The organism is Winogradskyella costae, from assembly GCF_013403865.1.
GTDB classification, from domain to species: Bacteria; Bacteroidota; Bacteroidia; order Flavobacteriales; family Flavobacteriaceae; genus Winogradskyella; species Winogradskyella costae.
The window spans coordinates 961813-976072 of sequence record NZ_JABFDK010000001.1 but is presented as its reverse complement, the minus strand read 5'-3'; the positions used below and the strand labels follow the sequence as shown (position 1 = coordinate 976072).

6 protein-coding genes are annotated in these 14260 nt (G+C 35.7%); 2 read left to right on the top strand and 4 right to left on the bottom strand.

Going from position 1 to position 14260, the window contains the following annotated elements; all coding sequences use genetic code 11:
- Nucleotides 1-17 precede the first annotated feature (17 nt).
- Both HM986_RS04135 and pbpC read right to left on the bottom strand, forming a co-directional pair.
- Nucleotides 18-458: a hypothetical protein gene (locus HM986_RS04135; RefSeq protein WP_179334390.1), complete on the bottom strand. Its 441-nt coding sequence runs from the start codon at nt 456-458 to the stop codon at nt 18-20.
- A 49-nt stretch (nt 459-507) separates the two neighbouring features.
- A complete protein-coding gene (pbpC, locus tag HM986_RS04130) occupies nt 508-2859 on the bottom strand; it encodes a penicillin-binding protein 1C (RefSeq protein ID WP_179333799.1) in 2352 nt (783 codons plus the stop codon).
- 78 nt (nt 2860-2937) lie between these two features.
- On the opposite strand from pbpC, the gene HM986_RS17835 reads away from it, so the two are divergent.
- The gene (locus HM986_RS17835) at nt 2938-5388 is read left to right on the top strand and encodes a T9SS type B sorting domain-containing protein (protein WP_179333798.1); all 2451 of its coding nucleotides are present in this window, start codon (nt 2938-2940) and stop codon (nt 5386-5388) included.
- A 48-nt stretch (nt 5389-5436) separates the two neighbouring features.
- Here HM986_RS17835 and HM986_RS04120 read toward each other — a convergent pair whose 3' ends face one another.
- Complete coding sequence (locus HM986_RS04120; protein WP_179333797.1) at nt 5437-6288, bottom strand: SH3 domain-containing protein; 852 nt, start codon at nt 6286-6288, stop codon at nt 5437-5439.
- A 512-nt stretch (nt 6289-6800) separates the two neighbouring features.
- Complete coding sequence (locus HM986_RS04115) at nt 6801-12374, bottom strand: alpha-2-macroglobulin family protein (RefSeq protein ID WP_179333796.1); 5574 nt, start codon at nt 12372-12374, stop codon at nt 6801-6803.
- A gap of 304 nt (nt 12375-12678) precedes the next feature.
- On the opposite strand from HM986_RS04115, the gene amaB reads away from it, so the two are divergent.
- Complete coding sequence (amaB, locus tag HM986_RS04110; RefSeq protein WP_179333795.1) at nt 12679-14232, top strand: L-piperidine-6-carboxylate dehydrogenase; 1554 nt, start codon at nt 12679-12681, stop codon at nt 14230-14232.
- The last annotated feature ends 28 nt before the right edge of the window (nt 14233-14260 follow it).

Sequence of the window (14260 nt, the reverse complement as noted above, 5' to 3'; positions counted from 1 at the left end):
GTGCTATGATTTAAAATTTAGAACCAAAGGTTCCATGGAATCATATATAAAACACAAGCTAAAGCTAAAGTATAAAAAATAGCCAGTAGCTTAAATTTTGGCTTAGAGGTCAATTTTTTTTTGTGTTTAGAATATCCTATTGTAACTAAGGCAATAGCAATAATCATGGCGAAAGGATGCTCTATAATTAGTTTTCTTAATTCTGAATTTTTCATCACTTCTCCCATACCACCAACTTGTTCAATCACTGAAAAATAATCCTTCGTGATATACAATATGATACCTATCAGTAATTGAATGTGCATTGTAATCAACGCAAATAATGAAATTCTAAAATCTTTTGCATCAAATTCTTTGTCCCCAAAAAATTTAATTAATGCGTTAAATGTAGCAAGGACTAATACTAAAAGTACTAAATAGGCCCATTTTGAATGTATAAATTGAACAGTTTCCATAATGATAAGTTGATTAATTTATGCAAAAATAGGGATTTAAGGGTGAAAGTAATTACTCCGAAATTGTAATTTTATGTTTTAGTTCATTTCCTAATTCATCTGTAACAGTAATGATATGTTCGCCATAGTTTGGTGTAACAGCTATATCATGAATATCTGTAGTGCTTCCAATATATTCATTATCAATATACCAGTATAGTTCTAGCTCGGGTTTAGAATGTGCGACTTTTAATATTAGCTCATTAATGTTGCCATCAAAATCTTTTGGTAAATAAATTGTACTTTGTTGATTAGGGTAAATGAATTCCATAGAAATTCCTCCTGATTCAGCACAATCTGCTCTGTAAGGTGGTAAAGGCTTGTAAAATGGATTCTTCGATTTGAAATAATAGGATTGAAGAGGGGGTAATACAAACCAAGACGTGTTAGTAATATTTGAAATGGCTTCACAAGATGAGTTGACCTGATAATGTTCAGATGAATCCAAGTGTACTAATTTATGAAAAGGGCATGGTTCTGTTTTCTTTCCACTACTTTGTATATAACGCATTTCGGTGTCATCGCAAATAGAGGAAGCGCGATAGCCACTTTTTTTGCAAATATTCACCTCAAGCATTTCGTCGTAAGGTTTTGCAAACCAATCAGTTTTAGGTAGTAAATCAAACACATCAAACATAATAGGTGCAGCCGTTTGTACACCAACTAAACCTGGTCGTCCTTCCCCATCGGCATTCCCAACCCAAACACCTACAACATAATCTTTTGTTGTACCAATGGCCCAAGCATCCCTAAAACCAAAACTTGTTCCTGTTTTCCAAGCAATTTCTTGTGAAGAATCATAGTAGTTCCAACTTTCATCGCTTTCTGGTCGATTGACCTGTTTCATACTTTCAAATGTTAAAAAAATGGAAGCGGCATCAAAAACTGCTTTTTCGGGGGTTAGCTTTCCAAAGTCAACAGTTTGATTAAAATTATAAGTAGGTTGGCAAAATTCATTTGTAAAATACTGACTAGAATTAGCATTAAAGTGATTCAAGGTCGATGCCATACCAGCATAACTTTTACACATATCCCAAAGATTACTTTCTGCACCTCCTAATATTAAAGATAACCCGTAATGATTGGCATTATATTTTAAATCTTTGAGCTGAAGAGATTTGAGATAGTGGTAAAAGCGATCTAATCCAAACTCTTGAAGCATTCTTACCATAGGAACATTGAGCGATTGTGATAGTGCTTCATTAGCTTTTACGGCGCCGGCGTATGTCTGATTATAATTTTCGGGTTGGTAACTTCCAAATTGTGTAGGTATATCTGCCACCAAAGTATTTGGTAATAGATCTCCGGCATCGAGCATGGCAGCATATAAAAATGGTTTTAAAATACTACCTGTACTTCTAGGTTTGTCAATAATATCTACACTGTTTTGATGCATTTTATCTGTTGGGGAATTGCCAACATAAGTTACCACTTCTCTTGTTTTTACGTCTAAAACTAAAACGGAAAGATTATGAATTTCATTTTGCTTTAAGAGATCGTAATGCTGCTTTACTATGTTATTCGTTTGCTCTTGAAGTGCTATTTTAACCGTCGTTTTTACACGTTCTCCTTTTTGTGTCTTAGCTATCTTTTGAAGTAAATGAGGTGCAATTTGAGGCAGCGGATAGGGTTTTTGTGGCAAGCCTTCAGCGATAGATAAGTTATAAGTCAATTGATCGATAGTGCCATTTTCATATAGTTTTTTTAATAGTCGATTTCGTTTATTTAATAGTAGTTTTTGATTTTTTCCAGGGTAAATTAAACTTGGGGCATTAGGTAAAACTGCTAAAGTTGCACTTTCGGCCCAAGATAAATTAGAGGCATTTCTATTAAAGTAACGCCAAGAAGCCGCATCGATTCCAACAACATTTCCTCCAAATGGTGCGTGACTTGCATAGAGGTTTAAAATTTCATCTTTAGATGATCTAAATTCTAATCGTGTGGCTAAGATCAGTTCTTTCAGTTTTTCAAAATAGGTCCGAGATTGTCCTTTTCTTGATAATCGTATCACTTGCTGAGTCAATGTGCTGCCTCCTCGTTTTACCGTTCCTGAACTTAAATTCCCTTTTAAAGCTTTGAAAATTGAAATAGGATTGAATCCTGGGTGTTTATAAAAATACTCATCTTCAAATTGAAGAATGCAAATTTTAAATTTTTCAGGTACACTATCATTGGCAGGAAACCTCCATTGCCCATCATCTGCAATTAATGCTCCTAATAATTTATTAGATTGACTTGTGATTACCGTTGCCGTAGGATCTTTAAATAATTGGTGGGGTAAACAAAAATAATAAGCAATTAAAAGCAATGTCACCACTACAGATTTGATTCTATTTCGCTTTAAAAAATTAATTAACCTATACATAGACTATACAAAAGCTGATTTGCCAAATTTCTGCTTAAAATTTAAGATTATTAGACAAAGATATCTATATATTTAAACGTGAGAAATTCATTATTAGACTTAAAGTTACTTGTATTTATTAGTATTTCTTTATTATTTTCAAAAGAAATGCATGGGCAATTAGGATTCTGTCAAGGGAACTCTGGAGATCCTATCTTTTCTGAAACCTTTGGTTCGGGAACAGATTATGGACCTGGCTTATCCGCAGGCACTACGACGTATACATTTGTTAATACTGCAGGACCACAAGATGGTGAGTATACTATTTCTCAAAACACATTTTCTTATGGGTGGAATTTACCTAGTGATCACACAGGAGACGTTAATGGAAAGGCGCTCATTGTCAATGCAAGTTTTACAACAGGTGAATTTTATAACATAGCAGTTAGCGGTTTGTGCGAAAACACAACGTATGAATTTTCTTCTTGGTTGATAAATATCTTACCGAGCTCGGGTTGCGGTGGAAACGGGATACCTGTTAATGTTGAATTTCAGATTTGGGATGATACAAATACCAGCCTTTTAGCGAATGGTAATACTGGGGATATTTATGGATCCGCTACTCCGAATTGGGAACAATATGGTTTAGTGTTTCAAACGCTACCTGGTCAAACTTCTGTTATCTTAAAAATTATTAATAACGGGGCCGGTGGTTGTGGTAATGATTTGGCCATAGACGATATTATCTTTAAAAGTTGTGGGGACTTAATTGCAACAGAAGATAATGGCACCGGAAACTCTATTGAGATGTGTAGTACTCAGGCTCCTTTTTCAGATACCATTACGGCTATTCCTGATAATACTGTTTTTAGTACTCATTTTTATCAATGGCAAGTGAGTAATGATGGAGTGAACTGGACTGATCTTGCAGGTGAAATAAATGCTTCTATAGATGTCTCAGGAATTACGACAACAACTTATTACCGAGCTAAAGTTGCAGAATATGCTGCAAATTTGAATAATTCTGACTGCTTAACGTTTTCTGACGTTTATGAAATTGTAATAAATCAAGCCCCACCACCCCCAATAATGGCATGCTGGGAAACGGCAACATTTGATGATTCGTCGTGTAGTTGGACGGTTGTAGGAACACAGCCTGTTGAACCCGTAGGTTTGGAGTGTTGGGAATCTACATTTTTTAATACAAATACCTGTACTTGGGAAATAAATGGAACGCAGCCTATTCAGCCCACTTTAGAATGTTGGGAAATAGCAACTTTTAATGATATAACGTGTACATGGGATATTTTAGGTGCGCAACCAGTACAACCAAATATTGAATGTTGGGAAACAGCAACCTTTAATCCTACAACATGTGTTTGGGATGTTTCAGGGACACAACCAGCAGAACCCTCTTTAGAATGTTGGGAAACAGCAACTTTCAATGATGTTACGTGTTCATGGGATGTTTCGGGTGCGCAACCTGTTCAACCTACTTTAGAATGTTGGGAAACTACAATATTTAATACTATAACATGTACTTGGGATATTTCAGGAATACAACCAGCACAACCCACTTTAGAATGTTGGGAAATAGCAACTTTCAATGATATTACGTGTTCATGGGACGTTTCAGGTACGCAACCTGTTCAACCTACTTTAGAGTGTTGGGAAACTACAATATTCAATACTATAACATGTACTTGGGATATTTCTGGAATACAACCAGTACAACCAGATTTAGAATGTTGGGAAACAGCAACTTTTAATGATATGACGTGTTCATGGGATGTTTCGGGTGCGCAACCTGCTCAACCCACTTTAGAATGTTGGGAAACTACAATATTTAATACCACCACATGTAGTTGGGATATAGTTGGAGCTCAACCAATAGAATTTATTGAAGAATTCTTGAGTTTCTGTGATGGAAATGAGGTTGTAATGCAAGCAGATTCTGATATCGTTAATCCAACCTATCAATGGAGTTCAGGTGAGGTTACTGAATTCAAAACCGTTGACGTTGCTGGGACTTATGAAGTTTTAATTACAGATGGGTGCTTTACAATTGAAAAAACGATTTATGTAGAACAAATACCAACTCCAAATATAGAAAGTATTGCGTCTGATGGCAGCTCAATAATTGTAAATATGTCTAATTCTGGAGATTTTGAATATTCATTAGATGGTATTTCATTTCAATTTAGTTCTATATTTTCTAATATGGATGCTGGTTCTTATACCATTTATGTGAAAGCTTTTGATTGTGATGTTATCATAGTAATGGATTATTTTCACTTTTTTATACAAAAATTTATAACACCAAATGGTGATGGTCAGAATGATTTCTTTGCTTTAAATGTCGTTCCGCATTTTAGAACGTCAGAAGTTTATATTTTTGACCGATACGGTAAGTTATTATTCTCATCCATTAATAGAAACGTATTTTGGGATGGTACATTTAATAATGAAGATTTACCGAATTCAGATTATTGGTACCGAATTGTTTTAGATGGAGAAGAATTTGTTGGACACTTTGGTTTAAAACGTTAAAATACAATCCTGGCAGGTTTTAAAACTTACCAGGATGAATTTTTCAAATTAACACCCTTTCGGTATATCAAATTCAATTATTTTTTCTGTGATATTATCTTCAAAATCGGTGAGTATAAACTTTAAAAACACACGATTTGTGGCAACTCCAACAGGTTGATCTTTTCGATTCTTAATGGTTTTAAAGTAGTCTAACCAATCTGATCCACATTGGTCTATAACCTCTGTTTTTAAATCTTCAATCGACGTATCAATAAAGTGCTTCCAATCGTTTTCTGTATAGGCTAAAGTTTCAAACGTATTAGATCTATTTTGTTTTAATGGTTTCCATTCCGAATCAAAATGTTTCCAATCCTTTGAGTCGCATTGCGCATCTGCACTCATAAATGAAATGCTATTTTCGTAGCGTTGAAAGATGCTCACGTGCTTATAATCATTATCAACTAAAACAATTTGTTTTCTTTCAGGTGAAGCTCCGAGATCCACATTAATTGTAATAGAATCTTGTTGTTTTAAATTGTGCGTTCTTTTATAGTCGCTAGTAGCTAAATTCTTAATTTCAACATTCAATTTATCTAAATCCAATCTAATGGTTTTAGAAATTTTTGTTGACGATAAATAGCCATTAAACACATAGCCAATATGGTTTCGGGTTTCAACTTTTACCCATTCGCCACTGACTTTTTTACCACCATCTACTACAACGAGTTCTTTATTTGTGTTCTCTATAACTCCAATGGCTTCACCATAGGATAATTTACTCAATAGTTTTGCACTAATGTCGGGTTGGTCTCTAAGAGATAATCCACTTTCTGCGGCAACATATGCCGTTTGTTGAGCTGTTACTGCTGTTACACTTAATAACATTACAATCGCTAAAATCTGTTTTAAATTGTTCATAATTTTTTGTTTTTGGGTTAAACATTATTAGCGGTTTTTTGATACCATTTACACCTTGTGTTTATTCGGTAAAAATGTTCTTTTTTGCACTTCACTTTGTTATAAAAATAAACCATAGCTATGGCTATGCTTGATTTTGATGCCTCGTTTATTACAAAAAATTTACATTTTATACTTCAAATAAATTCAAAGCCTAAATAGTATTTTAGGATTCTTGTCTGTCGACCGACAAGTTTTAGTTTACTCAGGACTAGTTTCAGTAGCTAGTTTTTTGTCTTTTATACTGTTGTCATTTCGAGTGAATTTTAAGCTTTTTTGAGCTTGAAATTTGTATCGAGAAACATTTTAATTTGTATGGTTCTCGATACAATTCTGACGAAAAAGTCAGAATCACTCGAACTGACGAGAGTTGTGTTGACTTATCCTGCAAGGTCTTTTTTCGACCTTGTAGGTATTATTATTTAGGTTAATTAAGACTTACACGGTTGTTTGAAACCTTGCAGGTCTTGGTATTATTTCTCAACAGTTACCCATTCCCCTTTATTTCTCACCAAATAGTCGTTATCATACATGGCTTCAGCTTGTGAGCCTGGTAGATAATAGGTGCCTAAATAGGAAGCGTTTAATAAAACGGTAAAGGTTTTAGTGCCATATTTACCCTTGGCGTTCATATCAAAATAGAAATTCACGCGATCATCTCTGATGTCTGTATATCGCGCTTGACTGACAGTTGTATCTCCAAAATCTGTAAATCTAGTGTTTACAATATCCCAACCTGAAGGGAAAATTTGCGTTAACGCTACATCGTGTACATAATCATTTGTTAAATTTGAAATGCTTACTGTCGCTACAAAATCTTGTCCTTGTTGTAGTGTTTTAACATCAATTCTGTTGCCTTGTAAATCTTTATAAATCGTTGAAATACTAAAGCCACGTTGTTCCGCTAATTCTTCGCCTAATTTCAATTTACCAGAGTTTAAAATGCGTACATAAACCAAATTATCTTTAGCGTTGTTAATCGAAATTTGATTGCTGCCATCAGTAATAGGAATACTGCGTTGCGCAATGGCATTTTTAGTATCTATAGTTTCTGATTTGCCATTTATACTGTAGGAAAGTTTTAAATCTTTTCCTCCATTTTTAATCACCATTTTCCCCATAGCTAATAAACTGTAGGCTGTGGTTTGCGTACTCATCCAGCTGTCACTCGATAAATCTTTAGCAATAGATTTTGCTAAGTCTTTAGCTTTTAGATTGCCAGTGATAATCATGGTTTCTAAAGCCATGGCTCTATTTCTATCCACTGACCCATAAGTGTAATAGTTAGATTTTGGTGGCTGAAAATTAATATTAGCCGTTTTTGAAATGGCATCACTCGCTTCTTTTTGTCCGGCTAAAGCATAGGCTGCTGCTAATCGCCATTTGGCTTCGTTTGAGATTTCTTCAAACTCACGCAATCTATTCATGCTTGCTAAATCAGGACTTCCAGCTAAAGCCAAGGTATATAAACGATACGCTTGTGCTAAATCTGAATGATAGATTTTATAACTCGGTCTCCAATTTCGAGCAGCTTGTTGTTGGTAAGCAATCCAATTGCTTTTAAACGTTAATGGCAAAACAAAGCCTTTCTTCTCCGCTTCAATCATAAAGTGGCCAGCATAACTTGTGCTCCAATCATTGGCTGTGCTTTCTCCCATCCAATAACTCATACCTCCATTGGCTTTTTGGAAATTCCCTAAACGTTTAATGCCGCTTTCAATATTACTCTGTACTTCTTTTTTCTTTTGAGCCGTTAGGTCAAAGATATCAGCCAAGAATAATTGCGGAAATACTCCAGAGGTGGTTTGTTCTAAACACCCATGAGGATAACGAACTAAATATTGCAATCTCCCTGTGAAATCCATTGGTGGTAATGTTGAAAATTCTACCGTTGCGGAATTTGTACCTGCAACTCCAAAGGTCGTCACGTCGATGTTTTTAGTGGCGTTGGCTTCTAATTCATAATCCATAACACGCGATGTAAACGGATTCGGATTCTCCACATCAATTTCAACTTTATAGGTTGATTTTTCGCCGTGTCCTGAAGCAATAACTTCAACGGTATTGATGCCTTTTGCTTTGGTAACATCCAACTCAAAATAGACCATTTTTTCATCTGGCTTATCGAATGAAAGGGATTGTGTCGCGTTTCCTTTTACAGTAATACCATCGCTTAATTTTAAGGATAAATTCACGTTTCTAACTTTGTCTTCCATAGCAAAAACGGTTACAGGTAATGTTACTTTTTCACCAGGACTCAATTTTCGTGGTAAGGTGGCTAAAACCATTAAAGGTTGTTTCACCTGAACAGATTTATCAACGCTTCCATAAGCTTCTGTGGCGTTGTTTCCTGCCACAACCATAGCTCTTACGGCACCAATATAATTTGGCATTTTAAGTTGATGTGTTTTCGTTTGACCTTTATCTAACAGGAAAGGGCCCAAATACGTCACAACAGGTTTAAAACGGTTGGCTTTTTTGTTTTTTCCAGCAGCAGCACTGCCATCACCACCAATCGCGAATACTTGGTCAACACTACCGGAATAAGCACCAATAACATCATCAAAAATATCCCAGGTTTTCACGCCTAATGCTTCACGTGCATAAAAACTCTCCCAAGCATTTGGTGTTTTAAAACGTGTTAAATCTAACAAGCCTTCTTCTACAACGGCAATGGTGTAGGTCATAGATTTGTTATGCTTTTCAGATACTTTTATCTCGTAAGATTGCTCAGGTCTAATAACATCTGGCATCTTAATTTGAGGTTCTAATTTAGTGGCTGGATCCTCTACCATCATCGGAATGACGCCATACAAACGAATTGGTAAATCGTTAGACGTTATAGCATGCGGTTGCAATAATGAAATATTAATAAAGACGTTTGGTGCCATTTCGGAAGTTACAGGAATATCGATAGTCGTTTCACCTGGCTTCGTTTTTACCCATTGCTGTTGCAATACTTCCGAACCATTTTCTATACTTACTAAAGCTCTGCCTTCTGAACCTGATGGGAAGGTTAATTTGGCAATTTCTCCAACATTATAATTTTCTTTGTCAGTTGAAAACACTAACATTTTTGCCGCTTCTTTATCACTTGAAGGATTTGAAGACCACCAGTTTTTATAGAAGTAAGCCGTTCTTCCTGTAGCATGTCCACTTACTGGATCTACAACTCTAATTAAGTAACGTCCGCGTTCATCTTCTGGAATCTTCAATTTGAAATTCGCTTTACCGTTAGCATCTGTATTGACTAAAAAGGACTGTACTGGTCTGTGGTAATTGCTCGATACGTAACTCGATAGGTTATCATAAGAGGAATTCCACCACCAACGCCATTCAACTTTATAAACTTTTACTTCTAATTTCTCTCTTTTAATAGGTTTCCCTTCAGCCGTTACGGTTGCTATATCAAAGGTGTGATTTTCATCTGTAAAATAGGAACCGTAGTTATTGCCTTTTGGTGATTGTAACCCAACAAAACTCTCATACGGAGCATAAGGCATGGTAAAGGCATCTAATGAAAAATCACCGCCATTTTCAAAAGCTCTTACTAGGAATTGAGCCGTTAACATGCCCGGCGCATTTTTACCAATATTCAGTTTTGAATTGATGGTCGCATTACCTTCTACATCTAAATTACCTTCAAACACATTGGTTTCTTCAGAATTAAATGTACGTGTAGGATCGTTAAAAACGTAATTTTTATAGCCTTTAAAGCTGGTATACGTTGATGTGAATTTTGCTTTTATTTCAGCTTTTAAACTCTTCGCTGGTGCGCCGTGTAACCATGTCACATTTAAATCTCCTTGAAGCGGTTTGTCGTTGGTTAAAATGTCGTTTTCAAAATCGATTTTAATTTTTAATCGGTTTGGTTTTACGGTTTCAATTTTTAAGCCTTTTGAAAATGTAGCACCACCAACAGAAACCTTTGCATTATAGTTTCCAGTTTTGTAATCTGTTGATGTTGGTACTGTAAAATCATAGAAATTATTAAGGTTGTCTATCGATATTTTTCTGTACACCAATTTTCCAACAGGATCTGTGATTTCTAATTTTACAGGATGACGTTTTGGTAGTTTATTCGCAACGTCATTCAACATAAAGGTTAAAAACAAACTGTCTCCAGGTCGCCAAACTCCACGTTCTGCGTAAATGTACCCTTTTAGACCACGTTGTAATCGGTTACCAGACACATCGAATTTACTCAATGATAAAGACATGCCATCGTGTAATTTAATATAGCTCACGTTGCTCCCTTTAGTTGCAATGGCAAAAGCAGCTCTGTGTTTAGCGTCGATTTTTAGCATGCCTTCTTTATTGGTAATGCCATCGGCTAATTCTTGTTGTTGGTAATTGTATAAGGTGATTTTTGTAGCACTTTCTGGACTGGTCGTTAAAATATTGGTCACCGCAAATAGGTACGTGTTATCAGCACCTTGCTTCGCAATTATACCAAGATTTGAACTGATTAAATTCTGAGACACCACGCGATTGCCGTAGTTAAAATAAGATTCGGTACAAGGATTGTCTCTATCTCTCCAACGGTAATTGGTGTTTCTGTAGCTATAGGTTAAATTGTCCCAATAACGTTCTTCTCGTAAGTCCTCTTCTTCCTCAGTACTTTCCTCAGAAGCGTAGTAATCCTCTTCATAATAATCATCATAGTAGTCATCGTCATCAATGCTTGTTGTTTCTGCATTTGAGGTACAATCGTAAAGCGAATATTCCTTTTTAAAACTCAATTCTACTCTATAAATGGCTCCAGGATCTGCTTTTAAATATTTAGATAAATCGATGCTGTAGGCTTTCCATTTTCCGGTATTTTGGTGCTCGTCTTGTATTAAGGTTATGGTTTCTTTAGCGATGCGTCGTCCTACTTTTTTAATGGCATATTGGTCACCACTATTAAGGTCGTAATCTTGTAAAAATTGAAGAACGTTATTTTCGAATATTTTAATGATTCTCACATCGACTTTACTCAGGTTAACGGCTTCAAAATTGAATTTTAATTCATTTGAATTTGGAAGAATACTGCCGTTACTGATGAGTCTTACTTCAGGTTTTAATTCTTCAAAGGTAACCAGTTCTGAAAATGGTTTTTTCAATTTGAAACCATCAGTTGTTTTGATGCCTTGGAAGATATCAACCTGAATATCGCCCACCAACTTAGAATCAGGATACACACGCAATACATTGCCATCGACAATATATTTTGGGTTTTTAACGCCTTGAAGCGAGACTAAGCCAGCGAAATTTTGCTGTTTTACCAATGGATCTGAAAAGTTTAGAGATAAGAATTGTTCTGGACTTTGAATGACTTCAAAATTTACAATGGTAAAGTTATTTTTTCCAGGAATAGTAATAAAGTTTTCACCTTTATTATCTGCGTTTATAGCTGAACCATCCCATTTCACATCAATTTTACTGTCTTCAACCAAACGATTAATACTATCTATTTTAAACTCGAAGAATTTTGAAGTTTCGTTAGCGTCATTCCACACCAATTTTAATGATTTTGAATTCTGAGAAGCAGACACTAAGTTTTTAGCTTCAGCAAGTGAAATAACATCCGCTGAACGCAATTGCGCAAACATATATTGCCATTCTTTACTATAGGATTGTAGGTTTTGGGTGGTGATATTAAAACTTGGAGTGATGGTTTTAAATTGAAAGGTGTAATCTTCAAAATCTGTTGGGATGTTTTTGTAAATTTCTCCGAGCTTTACATTTACAGTGTATTCTGTAGCAGGTTCTAGGTGTTCATCTGGTGTGAAAAGTAAGGTATGATTGTTCATGGCTTTTAATTGGCCTTGAACGTGAGGTGTTATTTTAACAAGTTCTGCTGGTAGGGTTTTATCGATTTCCCATCCGTTAACCGTATCTGAAAGGCTGATTTTTATAGGGTCAGCAACAGAAACTAAACCTGAAGTTGTATAGCTAATGTAATCGCGATACTTAAAAATATTATCGGTTTCTACAGGTGTTTTTTTACATGAAACGACAAATGCGAGAATTAAGAGTAGGAGGAGGTGCTTTTTGATGTTCATGATGTTGATGGATTTAAATAAAAGTTTCGATTAACAAGCAAAGGTAGGTGCTTTCTTGTTAAATAAGTACGGAAATTTTTTAAGGTTTAGACTTTGGCTTGTTGTTAAATTATTCTTAAAGTTAAGATTTATATGTAAATGAGTTAATAAAATTAAAATTGTTTTTGTAGAGAGTGTGAATTTGTCATTCGACTAATTTAGAGGCTTTAATGTTATTCAATTTAGAGATGTCACACTTCGCCTAACTAAGTATTTATTAGTAACTTCGCATCAAAATTTAATAATTCATAAAAAATTAGCAAATATGGAAGCAGTAGCTACCGATTTCGGAATAAAAGAAGCCTTAGAACAATTAGGCGTTAACGATATAAATAATGGCTCTTCTACAGGGTCTAATAGCTTTTCTAGTGGAGATGTTATTGAATCCTATTCACCGGTAGACGGGAAGTTAATAGGGAAAGTAAAAACAACAACTAGAGCAGATTACGACAAAGTAATGGATGCCGCGACAAGCGCATTTAAAACGTGGAGAGATGTACCAGCTCCACAACGTGGAGAAATTGTACGTCAGTTTGGAAATAAATTAAGAGACTTAAAAGAACCGTTAGGGAAATTAGTCTCTTACGAAATGGGTAAATCCTTGCAAGAAGGTTACGGTGAGGTTCAAGAAATGATTGATATCTGTGATTTCGCTGTGGGTTTATCACGTCAATTAAATGGGCAAACGATTCCTTCGGAACGTCCTGGTCACGTGATGAGAGAACAATGGCACCCTATTGGTGTGGTTGGTATTATTTCAGCATTTAACTTTCCGGTAGCCGTGTGGGCTTGGAATACCGCTTTAGCTTGGATTTGTGGTGATGTTTGTGTGTGGAAAGCCTCTGAAAAATCATTGTTGTGTTCAATAGCGTGTCAGAATATTATCGCAGGTATTTTAAAAGATAACAACCTACCAGAAGGTATTTCTTGTATCATTAATGGAGACTACAAAGTCGGTGAAATGATGACTACCGATTCTAGAATTCCTTTAGTGTCTGCTACAGGGTCTACAAGAATGGGACGTATAGTTGGTAAAACAGTGGCAGAACGTTTTGGGAAGTCCTTATTAGAATTAGGTGGCAACAATGCCATTATTATCACACCTACAGCCGATTTAAAAGTAGTCGTTCCTGGTGCTGTATTTGGTGCTGTGGGTACTTGTGGACAACGTTGTACTTCTACACGTCGTTTAATTATTCACGAATCAGTTTACGATAAAGTACGTGATGCCATTGTTGGTGCTTACGGACAAATTAAGATTGGTAACCCTTTGGATGAAAACAATCACGTTGGACCGTTAATTGATAAAGATTCTGTAAACACCTATTTAGCGGCTATTGAAAAAGCAAAAGCTGAAGGTGGAAACGTTTTAGTTGAAGGTGGTGTTTTAGAAGGTGAAGGTTACGAAAGTGGTTGCTACGTAAAACCAGCCATTATTGAAGCTGAAAATCATTTTGAAATCGTTCAACACGAAACATTTGCCCCAATCTTATACTTAATGAAATATTCGGGTGAGGTTGAAAATGCTATTGAAAAGCAAAATGGTGTGGCTCAAGGCTTATCATCAGCCATTATGACTAACGAAATGAAAGAAGCAGAGAAGTTTTTATCTTATGCTGGTTCTGACTGTGGAATCGCTAACGTCAACATCGGAACGTCTGGTGCTGAAATTGGTGGTGCTTTTGGTGGTGAAAAAGAAACAGGAGGTGGACGTGAGTCTGGTTCTGATGCTTGGAAGGTCTACATGAGAAGACAAACCAACACCGTTAATTACTCTGATGAATTGCCACTAGCACAAGGGATTAAGTTTGATCTTTAAGTAAAGGTTAAGTTTTTAAATATTTTAA